This is a genomic window from Acidovorax sp. AC410 (assembly GCF_979253235.1).
Window position 1 is genome coordinate 5,489,542 of sequence record NZ_CEEDCG010000001.1, and the last position, 23,092, is coordinate 5,512,633.

Here is a 23,092-nt window from a genome sequence, read left to right on the forward strand (position 1 = left end):
GTGATTACATCCTGAAAATCGCCCGGTCCGGCGGTCGTTTCACACAGAAATAGCGGCCCGATGGGGCGGCCGCGTACCCCCTGGCCGCTCGCGCATGGCCGGTGTTGCACAAGGCCAACGCCCAGCCTCGGATAATGCGGGCTTCATGACCGACTCCACGCCTCCCATTTCCCAGCCCGTCCAGCCCGCCAAACCCGTCCCGCCCGCCAGGCCCCCTGCCAAGCTGCACATCGAGTTCCCCGAATCCCTGCCCGTCTCGGGCAAGCGCGACGAGATCATGGCGGCCATCCGCCAGCACCAGGTCGTCATCGTCTGCGGCGAAACCGGCTCGGGCAAGACCACGCAGTTGCCCAAGATCGCGCTGGCCCTGGGCCGGGGCAAGTGCAATGCGCCGGCAGGGCAGAAGGGCCAGCTGATCGGCCACACCCAGCCGCGCCGCATTGCGGCCAGCAGCGTGGCCAAGCGCATCGCCGAAGAGCTCAAGACGCCGCTGGGCGACGTGGTGGGCTTCAAGGTGCGCTTTCAGGACCGGCTTTCGCGCGACGCCTCGGTCAAGCTCATGACGGACGGCATTTTGCTGGCCGAGACGCAGACCGACCCACTGCTCAAGGCCTACGACACCATCATCATCGATGAGGCGCATGAGCGCAGCCTGAACATCGACTTCCTGCTGGGCTACATCCGCCAGATCCTGCCGCGCCGGCCGGACCTGAAGGTGGTGGTGACTTCGGCCACCATCGATGCGGACCGGTTTGCCAAGCACTTCGAGTCGGCCAAGGGGCCGGCGCCGATCATTTATGTGTCCGGCCGCACCTTCCCGGTGGAGCAGCGCTGGCGGCCGTTCGAGGACACGCGCGACTACGGCCTCAACGAAGCCATCGCAGACGGCGTGGACGAACTCTGGCAGGGCAATGCCGCAGGCGACATCCTGATCTTTCTGCCCGGCGAGCGCGAGATCCGCGAGGCGGCCGACCACCTGCGCAAGCACCTGGCCCACCAGCCCGTGATGCGCAATGCCGAGGTGCTGCCCCTGTTCGCCCGCCTGTCGCAGGCCGAGCAGGACCGCATCTTCGACGGCCACACCGGCCGCCGCCTGGTGCTGGCCACCAACGTGGCCGAGACCTCGCTCACGGTGCCGGGCATCCGCTACGTGATCGACGCCGGCACGGCCCGCGTCAAGCGCTACAGCTTTCGCAGCAAGGTGGAGCAACTGCTGGTCGAGCCCATCAGCCAGGCAGCGGCCAACCAGCGCGCCGGCCGCTGCGGCCGGGTGGCCAACGGCATCTGCATCCGCCTGTACGACGAGGCCGACTTCAACGCCCGCCCGCGCTTTACCGACCCGGAAATCCTGCGCAGCTCGCTCGCCGGCGTCATTCTGCGCATGAAGTCGCTGCACCTGGGTGACGTGGTGCAGTTCCCCTTCATCGAAGCGCCCTCGGGCCGCGCCATCGCCGACGGCTACCAGTTGCTGGGCGAGTTGGGCGCGGTGGACGAGGCCAACGAGCTCACGCCCATGGGCGTGGAGTTGTCGCGCCTGCCGCTCGACCCGCGCGTGGGCCGCATGATTCTGGAGGCGCGCGACCGCAAGGCGCTGGACGAGGTGCTGGTGATCGCCAGCGCCCTGAGCGTGCAGGATGTGCGCGACCGCCCGCTGGAGGCCCAGCAGCAGGCCGACCAGGCGCATGCCAAGTTCGACGACGAGAAAAGCGAATTCAGCGGCTACCTCAAGCTGTGGAAATGGATCAACGAGGCCCGGGGCGGGGCGCCCACGCTGCCGTCGGCCCGTGCGCAGAAAGCCATGGCCAACCAGCGTGCGCCCTCGCAGGCCTTTCTGCCGGTGGCCCAGCGCACGGTGGCGGCGGTCGCCCCCGCGCCTGCCGTGGCGAATGCCGAGACGCACACGCCCACGCACAAGCTGAGCAATCGCCAGTACGAGCAGTTGCTGCGGCAGAACTTCATCAGCATCCGCCGCCTGCGCGAGTGGCGCGACATCCACACCCAGTTGCTCACCGTGGTGGCCGAGCACAAGTGGGCCATCAACAGCCAGCCCGCAAGCTACGAGCAGCTGCACCTGTCGATGCTGGCGGGCCTGCTGGGCAACGTCGGCGCCAAGGGCGAAGAGGAAGACTGGTACCTGGGCGCGCGCGGCATCAAGTTCTACAAGCACCCGGGCGCCCACCTGTCCAAGAAGCCCGGCCGCTGGATCGTGGCGGCCGAGCTGGTGGAGACCACGCGCCTGTTCGGGCGGGGCATCGCCGCCATCGAGCCGCAGTGGCTCGAAGAGGTGGGCGGCCACCTGCTCAGGAAGCAACTGCTCGACCCGCACTGGGAGAAGAAGTCGGCCGAAGTCACGGCGCTGGAACGCGCCACGCTCTACGGCCTGGTGGTCTACAACGGCCGGCGCATCAATTTCGGCAAGATCGACCCGCATGCGGCACGCGAGATCTTCATCCGCGAAGCGCTGGTGGGCGGCAACTGGGAGAGCAAGCTGCCCTTCCTGGCCGCCAACCAGAAGCTCATCGCCAAGGTGGAGGAGCTGGAGCACAAGTCGCGCCGCCAGGACGTGCTGGTGGACGACGAGCTGATCTACGCCTTCTACGACCAGCAGCTGCCGCCCGACGTGTGCAGCGGCCACGGTTTCGAGGCCTGGTACCGCGAGGCCTCGCGCCAGCAGCCCGAGCTGCTCAAGCTCACGCGCGAAGAACTCATGCGCCACGAGGCGGCAGGCATCACCAGCAACGCCTTTCCCAAGACGGTGCGCCTGGGCGGCGTGGACTGCACCGCCACCTACCTGCACGAGCCCGGCGACGCGCGCGACGGCGTCACCGTGACCATACCGCTGTTCGTGCTCAACCAGGTGAACGACGAGCGCTGCGAGTGGCTGGTGCCCGGCATGCTCAAGGACAAGATCCAGGCCCTGCTCAAGAGCCTGCACCAGCGCCCGCGCAGCCGCTTCGTGCCGCTGCCCGAGAACGCCACGCGCCTGGCCGGCCTGCTGGGCACGCCCGAGCGCTTCGGCCTGGGCAGCCTGACCGACGTGCTGCTCAAGCAGGTGCGCGACGAGACCTCGCTGGACGTGAAGCGCGCCGACTTCAAGCTCGACATGCTGAGCCCGCACCTGTTCATGAACTTCCGCGTGGTGGACGAGCACGGCCGCCAGCTCGGCCATGGCCGCAACCTGGGCGCCTTGAAGGCCGAATGGGGCGCCAAAGCGCGCGGCGCCTTCCAGGCGCTGGCAGGGCTCAAGCTGGCCGCAGGTGTGCCGCCGCAGCCAGAAGTACCGGCGCCTGCAGCCAAAAGCGAGTCTGCTGCGGCCCCGGCATCGGGCAAAGGGCAGCCCCCGGCGCCGGCACAGCCAACAGCCAAGCCCGCTGCACCTGCAGGCCAGCGCTACACCGCCTGGACCTTCGGCGAGCTGCCCGAGCTGATGGAGATCAAGAAGGCCGGGCAGACGCTGATCGGCTTTCCGGCCCTGATCGACGGCGGCGACGCGGTGACCATCGAGGTCTTCGACGAGCCCGAGGTGGCCGCTGCCAAGCACCGCGCCGGCCTGCGCCGCCTGTTCGCGCTGCAGATCAAGGATGCGCTCAAGTACCTCGAAAAGAACATCCCCGACCTGCAGAAGATGGCCGTGGCCTACATGCAGGTGGGCCGCAACGCCGATGGCACCGGCGGCGGCACACAGGAGGAACTGCGCAGCCAGGTCATCGACGTGGCGCTGGACCGCGCCTTCCTGCTCGACCCGCTGCCCACCGACGAGTACGCCTTCAAGCGCCGGCTGGAGGAGGGCAGGGGTCGCCTGACCCTGATCGCCAACGAGGTGGCGCGCCTGGCGGGCACCATCCTCATCGAGTTCGCAGCGGCCGCGCGCAAGATCAAGGACACCAAGAACGCCCCCGAGGCCACGCAGGACGCCCAGCAGCAACTGGCCCGCCTGATGCCCAAGAACTTCATCGCCATCGCGCCCTGGACGCAACTGGCCCACTACGCGCGCTACCTCAAGGCCATCACCCTGCGCCTGGACAAGTACCGCGCCGACCCTGCGCGCGACGCCGCCAAGCTGGCCGAGTTGCGCCCGCAGGAGCAGCGCTACTGGCGACTGGTGGCCGAACGCAAGGGCCAGGTGGACAGCCGCATGCAGGAGCTGCGCTGGCTTCTGGAGGAACTGCGCGTGAGCTTCTTCGCGCAGGAGCTGCGCACGCCGCAGCCGGTGAGTGTGAAACGGCTGGAGAAGCTGTGGGCGCAGGTGAATAGCTGATGCAAAGGGATCTGCCGGTCCGGCATCTCGGGTCGGCAGGTTTGCAGCATGGAGGTGCGCTACAATAAACAATCCATCCAGATGGTTTGTTAGCTGTCATGACCGAAGCCCACCGCCGCCAGAAGCACCCTGAACTGGTTCGCAGCCAGTTGCTGGCCGTGGTGCGCACGCTACTGGTCGAGCAGGGGCCCCATGCCGTCACGCTCGATGCCGTCTCGGCCCGCGCCGGGGTGACCAAGGGTGGGCTGCAGCACCACTTTCGCAGCAAGCAGGCGCTGCTCGATGCGCTGAGTGACCAGTTGTTCGAAGAATTCCAGCAAGGCTATGCCCAGGCACTGGCCCGGGAGGAGGAGGGCAGGCCGGGCCGGCATGCCCGGGCCTACATCCGCACGGCGTTCGACGAAGGCACTGATTGCAACCGGGTGGAGGCCCAGCGCGCCATCGGCCTGCTGGCGCTGACCTTGCCCCACTGCCGGGAGCAGTGGAGCGCCACGATGCAGGCCGCCCTTGCGCAGGATGGCGATGACCCGCAGGTGGCCGACCGCCTGCTGGCCTGCCGCATGGCGGCCGACGGCTACTGGTTCAGCCAGATGCTCGATGTGTACCCGATGGACGAAGCGCGCAAGGCCCGCGTGCTGAAAACCCTGTTGGACCTGTGTAACTGATTCCCCTGTTGAAACGCGAGTACCCGATGAATCTCACCACCGCCTACGCATTGCTGGGCATTGCCATCGTCTCCGAGGTGATCGGCACCTCGGCGCTCAAGGCCTCCGAGGGCTTCACGCGCCTGGGGCCCAGCGCCATCACGGTGGTCACCTACAGCCTGTCGTTCTACCTGCTGTCGCTCACGCTCAAGACCCTTCCCGTGGGCATTGCCTATGCCATCTGGTCGGGCGTGGGCATCGTGCTGATCTCGGCCGTGGGCTGGGTGGTCTACGGGCAGAAGCTTGACCTGCCAGCGGTGATCGGCCTGGGCATGATCATTGCAGGGGTGCTGGTCGTGAACCTGTTTTCCAAGAGCGTCGGCCACTGAGCACGCTCTCTTTCTCCCGCTTTTCCTGGTGATGCCATGACCGCCTCCTATACCTGCTCTTCGTCGTCCGCCACATTGCCTGCGGTGCCGCCCATCACGGGCCAGACCCTGTCGCGGGCGGATGTGCTGGCCCTGTTGGAGCGTGGGCCAGGGCCACTGCACTTCGAGCAATGCGACTTCGAGAGGGCAGACCTGTCGCGGCTGGAGTTGCGCGGGGTGCAGTTCACCGAGTGCGTGCTGGCCGAGGCGTCTTTTGAAAAATCGAACCTCACCGACAGCCGCTGGCTGGGCTGCCGGGCCGGGCTGGCCAACTTCCACCTGGCGGACCTGACCGATGCGCGCTGGTACCGCTGCGACCTGAACAACACCAGCTGGGTGCGCAGCAAGCTCGGCTCCACGGTGTTTGCCGAGGTCAAGCTCACCGGCGCGGGCTTTCGCGAGGCGCACACGCTGGGCCTCGCATTTCACGATTCGCTGCTGGTGGGTGCGGATCTGCGCGGCATGTCGTTTCGCAAGCAGACCATTGGCCAACTGGATCTGTCGGACGCCGACCTGGGCGGCTGCGATTTTCGCGATGCGGTGTTCGAAGGCGGTAGCCTGCGCGACGCCAACCTCAAGAACGCCCGCTTCGACGGCGCCGACCTGCGCGCGGTGGACCTGGCGGGGCTGCGCATCGCCAATGTCGCGCAGTTTTTCAAGGGGGCCGTGATTTCGCAGGACCAGGCGGCGGCGCTGGTCAGCGAGCTGGGCGTGCGGGTGATGTGATACGGATTTGCCTTCGACCGTCTAGCGTCGTTGGTTCGCCTTGCCGTGCTACAGCACTGTCTGCGGCTTCCCGCCTAGCTATACGGTCAAATGCAAGTCCGTATGGGTCTCCCCGGCACAGGGTCAGCTCGGATCGCGGTGGATCTGGTCCGGCTCCGGCGAGAACAGATCCCAGGTCGCCATGAACAGCGCCGCGATCACCGGGCCGATGACGAAGCCCGTCAGGCCGAACAAGCCCAGCCCGCCCAGGGTGGAGATCAGCACCACGTAGTCCGGCATCTTGGTGTCCTTGCCGACCAGGATGGGGCGCAGGACGTTGTCCACCAGGCCGATGACGCCGATGCCGTAGGCGATCAGCACGACACCCTGCCACACGGCGCCGGTGGCCAGGAAGTAGATGGCCACGGGCAGCCAGATGAGGCCTGCGCCCACGGCGGGCAGCAGCGACAGAAAGGCCATCAGCACGCCCCAGAGCACGGGGCCCTGGATGCCCAGAATCCAGAAGATCAGCCCGCCCAGGGCGCCCTGCGAGGCGGCGACCACGATGTTGCCCTTGACGGTGGCGCGGATCACGGTGGTGAACTTGGTGACCAGCTGGCGCTTGTGCTCGGTCTCGAGGGGGATGGCGCGGCCGATGCGCGCGCCCAGTGCCGCGCCATCGCGCAGCAAAAAGAACAGCAGGTACAGCATGATGCCAAAGCCCACGAGGAACTCCAGCGTGTTCTGGCCGATGCTGACCGCCTGGGTGGCGATGAACTGGCTGGCCTGCACGGCCACGGACGACAGCCGCTCCTGGAGCTGTGCCACCGAGGTCAGGTTGAAGCGGTCCAGCAGGTTGACTGCCCACTGGGGCATGGCGGCGATGACCTGCTGGAAGTACAGGCCGAAGTTGAGCTGCCCCGAGCGCGTGCGCTCATAGATGGCCGTGGCCTCCTGGACCAGCGAGATGGTGAGGAAGGCCACCGGCAGGATCACGATCACCAGGCACAGCCCCAGCGTGACCAGGGCCGCCAGGTTGGTGCGCGGGCGCAGGCGCCGCAGCACCTTGCGGTGCAGCGGTGCGAACAGGATGGCCAGCACCATGCCCCAGAACACCGCACCGTGGAACTGCCAGAGGATGGCGCCGAAGGCCACGGTGACCAGCACCAGTAGCAGCAGGAAAGTCTTGTCTTGGAGTGTGTTGGGGCTCATTGGAACCTGTTGAGAACGTATACCCGCCCTATCGCGTGTACCCGCAATGTACGCGAGGTGCTGCGGCGCCCTGCATTTCCATGGGGCCCGGATACATATGGCCCGTGCTTTTGGGCCTTGACGCAGATCAGTGGCACAATGCAGCCCGTACCAAGGCCCTTCCCCAGCCACAGTCGCATCCGCCAACCGGTCCAGCCGTGCCGCGGAAGGTTTCTCAACCAGCTAATGCTTCCCTCAGGGAAGCGGAGGTCAGCGGAATATGAGCGATACGACGTCCGTCTATCAAGCCTACCAAGGCAACACCTACCTCTTCGGCGGCAATGCGCCCTATGTCGAAGAGATGTACGAGAACTATCTCGCCAACCCCGGCAGCGTGCCTGACACCTGGCGCGAGTACTTCGACGCATTGCAGCACGTGCCTGCCGTCGATGGCTCCAATGCCAAGGACGTCCCCCACCTTCCCGTCGTCAATGCCTTCGCCGAGCGCGCAAAGCAGGGCGGCACCAAGGTCGTCGTCGCCACCGGTGCCGATTCGGAACTGGGCCGCAAGCGCACCGCCGTACAGCAGCTGATCGCCGCCTACCGCAACGTGGGCCAGCGCTGGGCCGACCTCGATCCCCTGAAGCGCACCGAGCGCCCTGCGATCCCCGAACTCGAAGCCTCGTTCTACGGCTTCAGCGACGCAGACCAGGAAACCGTCTTCAACATCAGCAACACCTTCTTCGGCAAGGAATCCCTGCCGCTGCGCGAGCTGATCAATGCCCTGCGCGAAACCTACTGCGGCTCCATCGGTGCCGAGTACATGTACGCCACCGACCAGAACCAGAAGCGCTGGTGGCAGGAAAAGCTGGAAACCATCCGCAGCAAGCCCAGCTTCGGTGCCGAGAAGAAAAAGCAGATCCTCGACCGCCTGACGGCCGCCGAAGGCCTGGAGCGCTTCCTGCACACCAAGTACGTTGGCCAGAAGCGTTTCTCCCTGGAAGGGGGCGAAAGCTTCATCGCCGCGATGGACGAGCTGATCCAGTCCGCCGGCGCCAAGGGCGTGCAGGAAATCGTGATCGGCATGGCCCACCGCGGCCGCCTGAACGTGCTCGTCAACTCCCTGGGCAAGATGCCTGCGGACCTGTTCGCCGAGTTCGATCACACCGCACCCGAAGAGCTGCCCTCGGGTGACGTGAAGTACCACCAGGGTTTCAGCTCCGACGTGACCACCCCCGGCGGCCCGGTCCACCTGTCGCTGGCGTTCAACCCCTCGCACCTGGAAATCGTGAACCCCGTGGTCGAAGGCTCGGTGCGCGCCCGCATGGACCGCCGTGCCGACCCGCTGGGCAAGCAGGTGCTGCCCGTGCTGGTGCATGGCGACGCGGCCTTTGCCGGCCAGGGCGTGAACCAGGAAACCCTGGCGCTGGCCCAGACCCGTGGCTACTCCACGGGCGGCACGGTGCACATCATCATCAACAACCAGATCGGTTTCACCACCTCCGATCCGCGCGACGCACGCTCGACGCTGTACTGCACCGACATCGTGAAGATGATCGAGTCGCCCGTGCTGCACGTGAATGGCGACGATCCCGAAGCCGTGGTGCTGGCCACCCAGCTGGCCCTCGAATTCCGCATGGAATTCCAGAAGGACGTGGTCGTGGACATCATCTGCTTCCGCAAGCTGGGCCACAACGAGCAGGACACGCCTGCCCTGACCCAGCCGCTGATGTACAAGAAGATTGGCCAGCACCCCGGCACGCGCAAGCTGTACGCCGACAAGCTGGCCGCACAAGGCCTGGGCGAGACCCTGGGCGACGACATGGTCAAGGCCTACCGCGCCGCCATGGACGCCGGCAAGCACACGGTCGATCCGGTGCTGACCAACTTCAAGAGCAAGTACGCCGTGGACTGGAGCCCGTTCCTGGGCAAGAAGTGGACCGACGCGGGCGACACCGCCATCCCTCTGGCCGAGTGGAAGCGCCTGTCCGAAAAGATCACCACGATCCCCGAAGGCGTGACGCCGCACCAACTGGTCAAGAAGGTGTACGACGACCGCGCCGCCATGGGCCGTGGCGACATCCCCGTGGACTGGGGCATGGGCGAGCACATGGCGTTTGCCTCCCTGGTGGCCAGCGGCTTCCCGGTGCGCCTGTCGGGTGAAGACTGCGGCCGCGGCACGTTCACGCACCGCCACTCGGTCATCCATGACCAAAAGCGCGAGAAGTGGGACATCGGCACCTATGTGCCGCTGCAGAACGTGAGCGAGAACCAGGCTCCGTTCGTCGTCATCGACTCCATCCTGTCCGAAGAGGCGGTGCTGGGCTTCGAATACGGCTACGCATCCAACGACCCCAACACCCTGGTGATCTGGGAAGCCCAGTTCGGCGACTTCGCCAACGGCGCGCAGGTCGTGATCGACCAGTTCATCGCCTCCGGTGAAGTCAAGTGGGGCCGTGTCAACGGCATCACGCTGATGCTGCCGCACGGCTACGAAGGCCAGGGCCCGGAGCACAGCTCGGCGCGCCTGGAGCGCTTCATGCAACTGTCGGCCGATGCCAACATGCAGGTGGTGCAACCCACCACGGCCAGCCAGATCTTCCACATCCTGCGCCGCCAGATGGTGCGCGATCTGCGCAAGCCGCTGATCATCATGACGCCCAAGTCGCTGCTGCGCAACAAGGACGCCACCTCGCCGCTGTCCGAGTTCACCAAGGGCAGCTTCCAGACGGTGATCCCGGAGCAGGACGAAGCCATCGTGAAGAAGGCCGCCAAGGTCAAGCGCGTGATCGCCTGCTCGGGCAAGGTCTACTACGACCTGGTCAAGAAGCGCACCGAGCGCGAAGACGACGACGTGGCCATCATCCGCGTCGAACAGCTCTACCCGTTCCCGCACAAGGCCTTCGCCAACGAACTCAAGCGCTTCCCCAACGCCACGGACGTGGTGTGGTGCCAGGACGAGCCACAGAACCAGGGTGCCTGGTTCTTCGTGCAGCACTACATCCACGAGAACATGCTCGACGGCCAGAAGCTGGGCTACTCCGGCCGCGCGGCGTCCGCATCGCCTGCCGTCGGCTACTCGCACCTGCACCAGGAACAGCAAAAGGCGCTGGTGGATGGCGCGTTTGGCAAGCTCAAGGGTTTTGTCCTGACCAAGTAAGGCCGGCAACCCCAAACACAGAACAGAACCCCATTCCGAAAGAATTGATATGGCTATCGTAGAAGTCAAAGTCCCCCAGCTGTCCGAGTCCGTGGCAGAAGCCACCATGCTCACCTGGAAGAAGAAGGCCGGTGAAGCGGTCGCAGTGGACGAGATCCTGATCGAGATCGAAACCGACAAGGTCGTGCTGGAAGTGCCTGCCCCCTCGGCTGGCGTGCTGGTTGAAATCGTGCAGGGCGACGGCGCCACCGTCGTGGCCGAGCAGCTCATCGCCAAGATCGACACCGAAGGCAAGGCCGGCGCAGCTGCTCCCGCCGCCGCCGCTGCGGCAGCCCCCGCTGCTGCCACGGCCTCGGCCCCTGCAGCCGCACCAGCGGCTACCGGTGGTTCCAAGGGCGACGTGGCCATGCCTGCGGCTGCCAAGCTGCTGGCCGAGAACAACCTGTCCGCATCGGCTGTGGCCGGCACGGGCAAGGATGGCCGCGTGACCAAGGGCGACGTGCTCGGCGCGGTCGCCGGTGGTGCTGGTGGTGCCGCCAAGGCTGCTGTGGCAGCCCCGAGCGCCATCCCCACGGGCGTGCCCACCAAGGCACTGCCCCAGGTGTCGGCACCGGCCGCCAAGGAAGACCTGAGCGGTCGCCCCGAGCAGCGCGTGCCCATGAGCCGCCTGCGCGCCCGCGTGGCCGAGCGCCTGCTGCAGTCGCAATCGACCAACGCCATCCTGACCACGTTCAACGAAGTGAACATGGCCCCGGTGATGGACATGCGCAAGAAGTTCCAGGACGCATTCACCAAGGAACACGGCGTGAAGATCGGCTTCATGAGCTTCTTCGTGAAGGCGGCCGTGCATGCCTTGAAGAAGTACCCCGTGCTCAATGCCTCGGTCGATGGCAACGACATCGTCTACCACGGCTTCTTCGACATCGGTATCGCCGTGGGTTCGCCCCGTGGCCTGGTGGTGCCCATCCTGCGCAACGCAGACCAGATGAGCTTTGCCGACATCGAGAAGAAGATCGCCGAATTCGGCCAGAAGGCCAAGGACGGCAAGCTGGGCATTGAAGAGATGACCGGTGGCACGTTCTCGATCAGCAACGGCGGCACCTTCGGCTCCATGCTGTCCACGCCCATCATCAACCCGCCGCAGTCGGCCATCCTGGGCGTACACGCCACCAAGGACCGCGCCGTGGTGGAGAACGGCCAGATCGTGATCCGCCCGATGAATTACCTGGCCATGTCCTATGACCACCGCATCATCGACGGCCGCGAAGCCGTGCTGGGCCTGGTGGCCATGAAGGAAGCGCTGGAAGACCCATCGCGCCTGCTGTTCGACATCTGAAGAATGAGGCGACAACCCCCTGAGTCGCTTCGCGCCTTCCCCCTTCTCCTCGAATTGCTGCGCAATTCGGGAAGGGGGACACCGCCAGCGCGGCGGGGCGGCCCTTGCGCGGCGGTCGCTGGCAGGGCCCAGCGCGTCTCGTAGGCTGATGGGGTTGGCGCATAGCGCCCTTCATATGCATCGTATTGACCCACATGTGCGACTGGCTTGTGCCAGGCCCGCCGGTGGGTCTTTTTTCCAATGAACAAGTGATTGAGACCGACATGAGCAAACAATTCGACGTGATCGTCATCGGTGGCGGCCCTGGCGGCTACATTGCCGCCATCCGCGCCGCCCAGCTGGGCTTCAACGTGGCCTGCATCGACGAGTGGAAGAACGACAAGGGCGGCCCCGCACCGGGCGGCACCTGCACCAACGTGGGCTGCATCCCGTCCAAGGCACTGCTGCAATCGTCCGAGCACTTCGAGCACGCCAACAAGCACTTTGCCGAGCACGGCATCACGGCCACCGGCGTGAAGATGGACGTGGCCAAGATGCTGGCCCGCAAGGACACCGTCGTGAAGCAGAACAACGACGGCATCCTGTACCTGTTCAAGAAGAACAAGGTCAGCTTCTTCCACGGCCGCGGCTCGTTCGTGAAGGCCGCCGAAGGTGGCTACGAGATCAAGGTGGCCGGCGCCGCCGAAGAGTCGATCACGGGCAAGCAGATCATCATCGCCACCGGCTCCAACGCCCGTGCGCTGCCTGGCACGCCGTTCGACGAAGAGTTCGTGCTGTCCAACGACGGCGCGCTGCGCGTGGGCGCCGTGCCCAAGAAGCTGGGCCTCATCGGCTCGGGCGTGATCGGCCTGGAAATGGGCTCGGTGTGGCGCCGCCTGGGTGCCGAAGTCACCATCCTCGAAGGCCTGCCCACCTTCCTGGGCGCGGTGGACGAGCAGATCGCCAAGGAAGCCAAAAAGGCCTTCGACAAGCAGGGCCTGAAGATCGAGCTCGGTGTGAAGGTCGGCGAGATCAAGACCGGCAAGAAGGGCGTGAGCATCGCCTACACCAACGCCAAGGGCGAAGCCCAGGCGCTGGACGTGGACAAGCTCATCGTCTCCATCGGCCGCGTGCCCAACACCATCGGCCTGAACACCGAAGCCGTGGGCCTGGCCCTGGACGAGCGCGGCGCCATCGTGGTCGATGCCGACTGCAAGACCAACCTGCCCGGCGTGTGGGCAGTGGGTGATGTGGTGCGCGGCCCGATGCTGGCGCACAAGGCCGAGGAAGAAGGCGTTGCCGTGGCCGAGCGCATTGCCGGCCAGCATGGCCACGTGAACTTCAACACCGTGCCCTGGGTCATCTACACCAGCCCCGAGATCGCCTGGGTGGGCCGCACCGAGCAGCAGCTCAAGGCCGACGGCGTCAAGTACAAGGCCGGCAGCTTCCCGTTCCTGGCCAACGGCCGCGCACGCGCGCTGGGCGACACCACCGGCATGGTGAAGATGCTGGCCGATGCCGACACCGATGAAATCCTGGGCGTACACATCGTCGGCCCGCAGGCCAGCGAGCTGATCTCCGAGGCCGTCGTGGCCATGGAGTTCAAGGCCAGCAGCGAAGACATCGCGCGCATCTGCCACGCCCACCCCAGCCTGAGCGAAGCCACCAAGGAAGCGGCCCTGGCCGTGGACAAGCGCACGCTGAACTTCTGATCTCCGCCTGCCGGAGAATGATGGCGCCGTCGCCCTGCAAAGGGTGTCGGCGCCTTGTGCCTTATCTATCCATCCATTCCATCTGGGCGAGCGCACAGTGACTGTCAAACAGACCTACCTGGCCGAACTCGAAGCCAAGGGCTTCCAGAGCGACCCTGCACAGCTGCGCGCCGTGGACGCGCTGCAGCGTTGCGCCGACGAGTGGGCCACCTACAAGGAGCGCCGCTCCAACGCGTTCAAGAAGCTCATCAACCGCCCGGACATCCCGCGCGGCGTCTACATGTACGGCGGGGTGGGGCGCGGCAAGAGCTTCCTCATGGAATGCTTCTTCGACGCCGTGCCCTTGAAACGCAAGGTGCGCCTGCATTTCCACGAGTTCATGCGCGAGGTGCACCGCGAGCTGGCGGGCCTGCAGGGCACGCAGAACCCGCTGGATGTACTGGGCGAGCGCATTTCCAAGCGCTACAAGCTCATCTGCTTCGACGAATTCCACGTGGCGGACATCACCGACGCGATGATCCTGCACCGCCTGCTGGCGTCGCTGTTCGAGAACGGCGTGGGCTTTGTCACCACCTCCAACTTCAAGCCTGACGACCTGTACCCGGGCGGCCTGCACCGCGACCGCATCCTGCCCGCCATCGCGCTGCTCAATGAGCGGCTGGAGGTGGTGAACGTGGACAACGGCACCGACTACCGGCGCCGCACCATGGAGCAGGTCAAGCTCTACCACACGCCCCTGGGGCCCGATGCCGATGCGCAGATGAACGAGGCCTTCAACCAGCTGGCCGAGGTGCACGACGAAGACCCGGTGCTGCACATCGAGGCACGCGAGATCCGCGCCAAGCGCAAGGCTGGCGGGGTGGTATGGTTCGATTTTCGTGAACTCTGCGGCGGGCCGCGTTCGCAGAACGACTACCTGGAGATCGCCACGCAGTTCCACACCGTGCTGCTGTCCGATGTACCCTACCTGCCGGTGGCCATGGCCTCACCGGCGCGGCGCTTCACCTGGCTGGTGGACGTGCTGTACGACCGGCGCGTGAAGCTCATCATGTCGGCGGCGGTGCCGCCCGAGGCGTTGTACACGGAAGGTCCCCTGGCACACGAGTTCCCGCGCACGGTGTCGCGCCTGAACGAGATGCAGTCCAAGGAATTTCTGGCGCTCGAGCGCCGCATGGTGGATACAGGCTTGACATGAAGACCAGGACAATGCGGCAGCTCCTCATCCTCCCTGCACTGTGCCTGCTGGCGCAGATGGGCATGGCCTCGCATGCCCTGGCCCAGGCCGCAGCCGAGCCCGAGTCGGCCGAGCGCAAGGCAGCCCATGCCCACCGGGCCGCCGAACGCGCGCACATCGCGGACGAGCGCAAGGCCGTGGCCGCCCGGCGCCTGGCGGCCGAGACCGAGTGCTACAAGCTCTTTGCGGTGGAAGACTGCCTGCGTGTGGAGCGCAACCGGGCGCGCGAGGCCGAAGCCGGCCTGCGCTCGCGCGAGATGCAGATCAACGATGCCGAGCGCAAGGAAAAGGCTGCCGAGCGGCGCCGCAGCATTGCGCAAAAGCAGGCCGCCCAACCCGGGCCACCGGAGGAGACCCCGGAAGTCGGTATCGGCGTGCGCGGCCAGCCGCGCGTGCAGGCCCCCCGCACGCCGCGCACACCCAAGACCCCGGTGGTGCCCACACCGCGCGCGCAGGACATGCAGCAGCGCGAGGCCGAGCAGACCCAGCGCGCCGCCGAAGCCGCCCAGCGTGCGGGCCGTGCCCGCGAGCGCCATGCCGAGGAATTGAAGGCCGCCGAGGCGCGCCGCGCCCGCGTGGCCCGCGACCAGGCCGCTGCTGCGGCATCGGGCCGCAAGCCGGCTGCGCCGCTGCCCGCGCCGGCACCCTGAAGCACCGGCCTGGGACTGCGCTGCGCATGTCCCCCAGGGGAGAGGGCAGTGCGTGGTGCCCAGAGCCCTGCGTCTGTTGTGCCGCCGATCAGGCTTTGCTGGTGGCGCCTGCGGGAACGGTGGCCGTGGACGGATGAATCCCCATGCCCATGCCCTGCACGGTCTTCTTCTCTTCCACCAGGGCCTCGATCTTCACGACGACCAGCGACAGGTTGTCGCCACCCCCGCGTGCCCGGGTGCGGGCTTTTTCGATCAGGAACTCCGTGGCCTCGCGCGGCGAGAGCGATTCGACCACCGAGGCCAGCTCGGTGGGCGAGAAGTAGTGCCACACGCCGTCGCTGCAGGCCATGAGCGTGTCGCCCGGGTGCAGCTGGGGAATCATGTGGGTGGTGATGGGCGGGTCGCTCTCGGTGCCCAGGCAGCCCACCAGGATGTTCGAATGGGGGTGGTTGTTGGCCTCGGCCTCGGTCAGCTCGCCCCGGTCCACCAGGGCCTGCACGTAGGAGTGGTCGCTGGTGCGGTGCGCCAGGCGCCCGCCCTGGAAGTGGTAGATGCGCGAGTCGCCGGCATGCACCCAGTGGCAGTCGCCGCGCGGGTTGATCAGGAAGGCGGCGATGGTGCTGTGCGGCTCCTGCTCGGCCGAGATGGCCGTGAGGCGGATGACGATGTGCGCCTCTTCGACCATGCTCTTGAGCATGGCGGCCGGGTCGTCGGTCTCGGGCGAGTAGCGCTCGAACAGCTGGCGGGCGGTCATCATGACCTGGTCGGACGCCTTGCGGCCGCCGCTGCGTCCCCCCATGCCGTCGGCCACGACCCCCAGGACACAGCCGTTGTGCCGTTCGTGCGCGATCAGGGCCACCTGGTCTTGCTGGTACTCGCGGTCACCCTTGTGGATGCCGGTGGAGGCGATAAGGCGGAACGCTTTGGTGGTCATGCTGGTGATTGTGGGTGTGCCAACGGGCCTGTCAGTCGTTTGGGTGCTCTGGAGCGCGTATTATCCGCCCGCCTGTGGCATTTTTGCCATGACTGCCGCGCGCCCCCTTTTGAAATCCATCCACCTCTTGCCCCTGCGGCAGCCGTTCGTGCTGCGCATGGAGCGCTTGCTACAAACCCGGGAGCCTGCCTGATGCCGTTGGCCGAGATGGTGCAGGAGGTGTTCGCGCCCGGCGGGCTGCTGGCGCGGGCGGATGCCCAGTTTCGCCCGCGCGAAGGCCAGACCCGCATGGCGGCCGCCGTGGCCCGCACCATGGAAGAGGGTGGCAAGCTGGTGGTGGAAGCCGGTACCGGCGTGGGCAAGACCTTCTCCTATCTGGTTCCCGCCCTGCTCAGCGGCGAGCGCGTGCTGCTCTCCACGGCCACCAAGGCGCTGCAGGACCAGTTGTTCGCGCGCGATCTGCCGCTGCTGGCGGATGTTCTGGGCGTGCCGGTGCGGGCCGCCCTGCTCAAGGGCCGGGCCAGTTACCTGTGCCTGCACCGCATGGTGCAGGCAAGGCAGGACAGCGCGGTAACAGATCGTAATGTCGTGCGCGTACTGGCCAAGGTGGAAGACTGGTCGCGCAGCACGCGCAGCGGCGACCTGGCAGAGCTCACCGGCCTGGACGAGCGCTCGCCGGTGATTCCCCTGGTGACCTCCACGCGTGAGAACTGCCTGGGCGCAAGCTGCCCGCGGGCACGCGAATGCCATGTGAACATCGCCCGGCGCGAGGCCCTGGCGGCCGATATCGTGGTGATCAACCACCACCTTTTTTTCGCCGACATGGCCGTGCGCGAATCCGGCGTGGCCGAGTTGCTGCCCACGGTGCGCGTGGTGGTGTTCGACGAAGCCCACCAGATCAGCGAGACCGGCGTGCAGTTCCTGGGGCTGCAGCTGTCTTCGGGCCAATTGCTCGACTTTGCGCGCGACCTGCTGGCCGCGGGCCTGCACCATGCACGGGGTCTGGCCGACTGGGTGGTCCTGGCCGGCCGGGTGGAGCAGGCCGTGGGCGACCTGCGCATGGCCGGCGGCAGCGCCAGCGCCCAGGGCAAGCGCGGCTGGACGGGGCCCGCACCCCAGGGCGCCGAAGGCGAAGCCTGGGGCGCTGCGCTGCGCAGGCTGTCGACCGCCTGCGCCCAGGCCCAGGAGGCGCTCGACCAGCTCAGCGAGACCGCCCCCGACCTGGAGCGCCTGTACGAACGCAGCACCGAGTTGCTGGCCCGGCTGGCGCGGTTCGGCGGGCCCTGCGGCCAGGACGCGGTGCGCTGGATCGACCTGGGGAGCACCCAGGTGCGGCTGGTGGAGTCGCCGCTCGATATCTCGCATGCCATGCGCACCCGCCTGCTGACCCAGCCCACCCACAGCGCGCGTGACGATGAATGGCCCGACCCCGAGGGCGAGCGCGAACGCGCCTGGATCTTCACCTCGGCTACCCTGGGCGCCGACGAGGGGCTGACCTGGTTCGTCGAGCGCTGCGGCCTGGATGGCGCCGAGATCCTGCGCGTGGACAGCCCCTTCGACTACGCCACGCAGGCCGCGCTGTACGTGCCGCGCCACCTGCCCAAGCCGGCCGACCCGGCCCACAGCGCCGCCATTGCCCGCCTGGCCGGCGATGCCGCCGCGCGCATCGGCGGGCGCACCCTGGTGCTGACCACCACGCTCAAGGCCCTGGCCACGATCGGTGATGCCTTGCAGCGCCGGTTCGGCGACGGGCAGTCGCTGTCGGTGCTGGTACAGGGCGAGTGGCCCAAACGCCGCCTGATGGAGCGCTTTCGCGAGGGCAGCGGGCATGGAGCGGCGGGCTGCATCCTGGTGGCCTCGGCCACGTTCTGGGAGGGCTTCGATGTGCCGGGCGACGCGCTGCAACTGGTCATCATCGACAAGCTGCCCTTCCCGCCGCCGGGCGATCCGCTGGTCGAGGCACGCAGCCAGCGCATCGAGGAGGCAGGGGGCAGTTCATTCCAGCAGTACGCCGTGCCCGAGGCGGCAGTGGCGCTCAAGCAGGGGGCCGGCCGGCTGATACGACGCGAGTCGGACCGCGGGGTGCTGGTGGTCGGCGACACGCGTCTGGCCACCATGGGCTATGGCAAGCGGCTGCTGCGCGCGCTGCCGCCCATGCGGCGCCTGGAATCCGCGGAGGATTTCGATGCCGCGCTGGATGATCTGATGGGCGCCCGTTCAGCAACGGACTGACCCGTTCAGAGGCTTACCAGAACTTCCACCACGGGTCCGTCTTGCCCTTGAGCCCGGTGCGCACGTACTCGCTTTGCGGGTACGAAGCGTCCATCACGCGGCGGGTGTCGTCGCGCAGCTGGGCCATGCCCAGGGCGTCGTAGGACTGCATCAGGATGTAGAGCGCTTCTTCGACCGCAGGCACGCCCTGGTAGTCGGCCACGGCCACCTGGGCGCGGCTGATGGCGGCCACATAGGCACCGCGCTGGTAGTAGTAGCGTGCCACATGCACTTCGTACTGGGCCAGCGAGTTGACGATGTAGGTCATGCGCTGGCGCGCGTCCTGGGCATAGCGCGAATCGGGGAAACGCGTGGTCAGCTCGCTGAAGGATTCGAAGGAATCCTTGGCCGCCTTCTGGTCGCGCTCGGACAGGTCCTGGCGCGACAGCCACGAGAACAGGCCCAGGTTGTCGTTGAAATTGACCAGGCCCTTGAGGTACAGGGCGTAGTCCAGCGCGGGGCTGGCCGGGTGCAGCTTCATGAAGCGGTCGAGCGTGGCCACGGCCTGCGCCTTTTCACCCGCCTTGAAGTGGGCATAGGCCTTGTCCAGCTGGGCCTGCTGGGCCAGCGGGGTGCCAGCGGCACGGCCTTCGAGCTTTTCGAACAGCGGCACGGCCTTGTCGTAGCCGCCCGAGTTCATTTCGTCCTTGGCTTCGGAGTAGATGCGGTTCGGGCTCCAGTTGGCGGTCTTGTCTTCCGTGGTGGTCGAGCACCCGGCAAGGACCCCTGCGGCCAGCAGGGCGGAGATAAACGGCAGTGGGGCACGAAGCATCGCAAGCAGCTTTCAGGCAAAAAGAGGAAACGGGATGTTCCCGGGGGCGGGCGGTGGGCATTGGCGTCACCGGGTGCAATCCAGGGGGGAACCCGAGCGCGCATTGTACCGGCCGCATTTGCCCCTTGAATCCCCCTGTCGCAAACGTTTCGGTTACGAGGTGCAGTGGGCTTTCTACAATGGAGCCCATGTTTGTCCACCTGCGCCTGCACACCGAATATTCCGTCGTCGACGGCACCAACCGCATCGACGAGGTGGCCAAGGCCGCCGCCGTCGATGGCCAGCCCGCCCTGGCCATCACCGATCTCAACAACCTCTTCGGCGCCATCAAGTTCTACAAGGAAGCCCGGGGCAAGGGCGTCAAGCCCCTGCTGGGCGCCGAAATCTTCCTGGAGGGGGAGGGCAACTCTGCGCCCTCGCGCATGATCGTGCTGGTGCAAAACCGCCAGGGCTACCTGAGCCTGTCGGAACTGCTGGCCCGAGCCTGGACGCGCAACATCGTCAAGAACCTGGCCGTCTGCACCTGGGAATGGCTGCAGGAGCTGTCCGAGGGGCTGATCGTGCTATCGGGTGCCCAGGCCGGCCCCGTGGGGCAAGCCCTGCTCAAGGGCGACGACGCCGGAGCCGCGGACCTGGCGCTGCGCCTGGCGGGCCTGTTTCCGCACCGCTTCTACATCGAGCTGCAGCGCGCCGGCCGGCCGGACGATGAAGCCCACGTGGTGGCCGCCGCGCAACTGGCGGCCCGCCTGCACCTGCCCGTGGTGGCCACCCACCCGGTGCAGTTCGCCGATGCCGAGGGCTACGAGGCCCATGAGGCGCGCGTATGCATCGCCGAGGGCGAGATCCTGGCCAACCCGCGCCGGGTGCGCCGCTTCACGCGCGAGCAGTATTTCAAGTCGTCGGCCCAGATGCAGGCGCTGTTCGCCGACATCCCTTCGGCCATCGCCAACACGGTGGAGATCGCCCAGCGCTGCAACCTGACGCTGGTGCTGGGCAAGCCGCAGTTGCCGGACTTTCCCACGCCCAACGGCATGCCCATCGACGAGTTCTTCCGCTTTGCCTCGTTCGAAGGGCTGGAGGAGCGGCTGAAGATGCTCTTCAAGAAGGAGGCCGACCGCGATGCGCAGCGCCCGCGCTATGTGGAGCGGCTCGAGTTCGAGATCGGCACCATCCTCAAGATGGGCTTCCCGGGCTACTTCCTGATCGTGGGCGACTTCATCAAGTGGGCCAAGGAAAACGGCTGCCCCGTGGGGCCGGGCCGGGGGTCGGGTGCCGGCTCGCTGGTGGCCTATGCACTCAAGATCACCGACCTCGACCCGCTCGAATACAACCTGCTGTTCGAGCGTTTCCTGAACCCCGAGCGGGTGTCCATGCCCGACTTCGACATCGACTTCTGCCAGTCCAACCGCGACCGGGTGATCGACTACGTGAAGGACAAGTACGGCAAGAACGCCGTGAGCCAGATCGCCACCTTCGGAACGCTGGCGGCCAAGGCCGCGATCCGCGACGTGGGCCGGGTGATGGACATGAGCTACATGTTCTGCGACGGCATCTCCAAGCTCGTGCCGGGCAAGCCAGGCATGTCCTACACGCTGCAGTACCCGCCCGCCGTCAAGAAGGAGGGCGACAAGAACAACTACGCGCTGGAGCTCGAACCCATGCTCGCCGAGCGCGTGGCCAAGGAAGAGGACGTCAGGACCGTCATCGAGATGGCGCAAAAGCTCGAAGGCATGACGCGCAACATCGGCATGCACGCCGGGGGCGTGCTGATCGCGCCGGGCAAGCTCACCGACTTCTGCCCGCTGTACCAGCAGCCCGGCAGCGAATCGGCCGTGAGCCAGTACGACAAGGACGACGTGGAGGCCATCGGCCTGGTGAAGTTCGACTTCCTGGGCCTGGCCACGCTGACCATCCTGGAGATTGCGCGCGAGTTCATCATGAAGCGCCACAAGGGCCAGGAGAACTTCACCTTCGAGGCCATTCCGCTCGACGACGGGCCCACCTACAAACTGTTCTCGGACGGCAAGACCGAAGCCGTGTTCCAGTTTGAAAGCCGCGGCATGCAGGGCATGCTGCGCGAGGCGCGCCCGAGCCGGCTGGAAGACCTGATCGCGCTGAACGCGCTGTACCGCCCGGGCCCCATGGACCTGATCCCGAGCTTCGTGAACCGCAAGCACGGCAAGGAAGTGGTCGAGTACCCGCACCCGCTGGTGGAGAAGGTGCTGGCCGAAACCTACGGCATCATGGTCTACCAGGAGCAGGTGATGCAGACCGCCCAGGTGCTGGGCGGCTACAGCCTGGGCGGTGCCGACATGCTGCGCCGTGCCATGGGCAAGAAGAAGGCCGAGGAGATGGCCGAACACCGCCTGATCTTCCGCGCCGGCGCCGCCAAGCAGGACATCAGCGAGACCAAGGCCGACGAGGTGTTCGACCTGATGGAGAAGTTCGCGGGCTACGGCTTCAACAAGTCGCACGCCGCCGCCTACTCGCTGCTGGCCTACCACACCGGCTGGCTCAAGGTGCACTACACGGCCGAGTTCTTCTGCGCCAACATGACGGTGGAAATGGACGACACCGACAAGCTCAAGGTGCTGTTCGAGGACGCGCGCAAGAACTTCGACATGAACTTCGAGCTGCCCGACGTGAACCGCGGCATGTACCGCTTCGAGCCGGTGACGGACAAGGTCATCCGCTACGGCCTGGGGGCCGTCAAAGGCGGTGGGCAGGCGGCCATTGAGGCCATCGTGGCGGCGCGCGAAGGGCGCGGCGAGGGGCCCAACGGCTCCACCAAGGGCCCCTTCAAGAGCCTGTTCGACTTCTGCCTGCGCGTGGACCGCGCGCGCATGAACAAGCGCACGGTGGAGGCACTGATCAAGGCCGGCGCCTTCGATTCGCTCAACCTCAACCGGGCCTCGCTGGTGGCTTCCATCGACCGGGCCTTCGACTTTGCAGCGGCCTCGCTGGCCAACGTGAACCAGGGCGGCCTGTTCGACATGATGGGCGATGACGCCCACGGATCGAGCACGCAGGAGCCCGAGCTGGTGGACGTGACACCCTGGGGCATCAAGGAGCGCCTGACGCTGGAGAAGACGGCGGTGGGCTTCTACCTCTCGGGCCATTTGTTCGACGAGGTGGCCACCGAGGTGCGCCGCTTTGTGCGCACGCAGATCGACGAGCTGCTGGACAGCCGCGAGCCGCAGATCCTGGCCGGCATCATCAGTGATTTCCGGGTCATCAACGGCCAGCGCGGCAAGCTCGCGCTGTTCAAGCTCGACGACAAGTCGGCGGTGATCGAGGCCTCGGCCGACGAGGCGCTGATCAACACCTACAAGAACCAGCTCAAGGAGGACGAGTTCGTGGTGATGATGGGCCGCCTGCAGCTGGACCACTTCAGCGGTGGCCTGCGCGTGAAGGTGCAGCAGGTCTGGGACCTGGCGGGCGCGCGCGCGCGCTTCGGCAAATACCTGCACGTGGTGGTCAGCGACAAGGCGCCCGAGGTGCAAAGGCTGCTGCGCGAGTTTCCGCCGCGCCGGGAGGAGGCGCCCGAGGGCGACCTGCTGCACGGCCTGCGCGTGCGCATGGGGCTGCGCTGCACGGGCACCGCCCAGGGGGCGGCCGGCAGCACCACTGCCGTCGCCGAGATCCAACTGTCCGACAGCAGCCGCTTCTATCCCAGCGATGCCGCGCTGGCCGCCTGGAGTGCCCAGGTCGGAGCAGGCTCCGCAACGGTTGTCTATGACTAGAAAAGCTGCTGTTCCATATTCATCCAAAGGGTGTTTTTCCAGGCCGGATATGGCCTGGCAAGAATATTGCTCAAG

Annotated in this window: 14 protein-coding genes; 11 read left to right on the forward strand and 3 right to left on the reverse strand. The window is 66.6% G+C overall.

Annotated elements, in window-relative coordinates:
- Positions 1-94 precede the first annotated feature (94 nt).
- The 4 genes from hrpA to AC0IZS_RS25570 all read left to right on the forward strand — a co-directional run bounded on the left by hrpA (position 95) and on the right by AC0IZS_RS25570 (position 6,056).
- The gene (hrpA, locus tag AC0IZS_RS25555; protein WP_471638235.1) at positions 95-4,258 is read left to right on the forward strand and encodes an ATP-dependent RNA helicase HrpA; all 4,164 of its coding nucleotides are present in this window, start codon (positions 95-97) and stop codon (positions 4,256-4,258) included.
- 98 nt (positions 4,259-4,356) lie between these two features.
- Positions 4,357-4,923, forward strand: coding sequence for a TetR/AcrR family transcriptional regulator (locus AC0IZS_RS25560; RefSeq protein WP_471638236.1), 567 nt, complete (start codon positions 4,357-4,359; stop codon positions 4,921-4,923).
- 26 nt (positions 4,924-4,949) lie between these two features.
- Positions 4,950-5,291: an SMR family transporter gene (locus AC0IZS_RS25565; RefSeq protein ID WP_110537496.1), complete on the forward strand. Its 342-nt coding sequence runs from the start codon at positions 4,950-4,952 to the stop codon at positions 5,289-5,291.
- Between the two features lie 36 nt (positions 5,292-5,327).
- Positions 5,328-6,056 carry a pentapeptide repeat-containing protein gene (locus AC0IZS_RS25570; protein ID WP_471638237.1) on the forward strand — a complete coding sequence of 243 codons (729 nt, stop codon included), beginning with the start codon at positions 5,328-5,330 and terminating at the stop codon, positions 6,054-6,056.
- Positions 6,057-6,179: 123 nt separating this feature from the next.
- On the opposite strand, the gene AC0IZS_RS25575 is transcribed toward AC0IZS_RS25570, so the two are convergent.
- Positions 6,180-7,247, reverse strand: coding sequence for an AI-2E family transporter (locus tag AC0IZS_RS25575; protein ID WP_471638238.1), 1,068 nt, complete (start codon positions 7,245-7,247; stop codon positions 6,180-6,182).
- 259 nt (positions 7,248-7,506) lie between these two features.
- On the opposite strand from AC0IZS_RS25575, the gene AC0IZS_RS25580 reads away from it, so the two are divergent.
- From AC0IZS_RS25580 to AC0IZS_RS25600, 5 genes are all read left to right on the forward strand, one after another.
- Positions 7,507-10,386: a 2-oxoglutarate dehydrogenase E1 component gene (locus AC0IZS_RS25580; RefSeq protein WP_471638239.1), complete on the forward strand. Its 2,880-nt coding sequence runs from the start codon at positions 7,507-7,509 to the stop codon at positions 10,384-10,386.
- Positions 10,387-10,435: 49 nt separating this feature from the next.
- Positions 10,436-11,722, forward strand: coding sequence for a 2-oxoglutarate dehydrogenase complex dihydrolipoyllysine-residue succinyltransferase (odhB, locus tag AC0IZS_RS25585; RefSeq protein WP_471638240.1), 1,287 nt, complete (start codon positions 10,436-10,438; stop codon positions 11,720-11,722).
- Positions 11,723-11,985: 263 nt separating this feature from the next.
- The gene (gene lpdA, locus AC0IZS_RS25590; protein WP_471638241.1) at positions 11,986-13,413 is read left to right on the forward strand and encodes a dihydrolipoyl dehydrogenase; all 1,428 of its coding nucleotides are present in this window, start codon (positions 11,986-11,988) and stop codon (positions 13,411-13,413) included.
- A 97-nt stretch (positions 13,414-13,510) separates the two neighbouring features.
- The gene (gene zapE, locus AC0IZS_RS25595) at positions 13,511-14,608 is read left to right on the forward strand and encodes a cell division protein ZapE (RefSeq protein WP_471638242.1); all 1,098 of its coding nucleotides are present in this window, start codon (positions 13,511-13,513) and stop codon (positions 14,606-14,608) included.
- Positions 14,605-15,297: a hypothetical protein gene (locus tag AC0IZS_RS25600; RefSeq protein ID WP_471638243.1), complete on the forward strand. Its 693-nt coding sequence runs from the start codon at positions 14,605-14,607 to the stop codon at positions 15,295-15,297. The genes zapE and AC0IZS_RS25600 overlap by 4 nt, the downstream gene beginning before the upstream one ends.
- Positions 15,298-15,385: 88 nt before the next feature.
- On the opposite strand, the gene AC0IZS_RS25605 is transcribed toward AC0IZS_RS25600, so the two are convergent.
- A complete protein-coding gene (locus AC0IZS_RS25605) occupies positions 15,386-16,231 on the reverse strand; it encodes a PP2C family protein-serine/threonine phosphatase (protein ID WP_471638244.1) in 846 nt (281 codons plus the stop codon).
- Between the two features lie 192 nt (positions 16,232-16,423).
- Between AC0IZS_RS25605 and AC0IZS_RS25610 the strand changes: the two genes are divergently transcribed.
- Positions 16,424-18,463 carry an ATP-dependent DNA helicase gene (locus AC0IZS_RS25610; RefSeq protein ID WP_471638245.1) on the forward strand — a complete coding sequence of 680 codons (2,040 nt, stop codon included), beginning with the start codon at positions 16,424-16,426 and terminating at the stop codon, positions 18,461-18,463.
- 13 nt (positions 18,464-18,476) lie between these two features.
- Here AC0IZS_RS25610 and AC0IZS_RS25615 read toward each other — a convergent pair whose 3' ends face one another.
- Positions 18,477-19,274 (reverse strand): outer membrane protein assembly factor BamD, encoded by a 798-nt coding sequence (locus tag AC0IZS_RS25615; protein WP_471638246.1) that lies wholly within the window; start codon positions 19,272-19,274, stop codon positions 18,477-18,479.
- A 188-nt stretch (positions 19,275-19,462) separates the two neighbouring features.
- Here AC0IZS_RS25615 and dnaE point away from each other — a divergent pair, with 188 nt between their 5' ends.
- Entirely contained in the window at positions 19,463-23,017 is a 3,555-nt protein-coding gene (gene dnaE / locus AC0IZS_RS25620; protein ID WP_471638247.1) for a DNA polymerase III subunit alpha, read from the forward strand.
- Positions 23,018-23,092 lie beyond the last annotated feature (75 nt).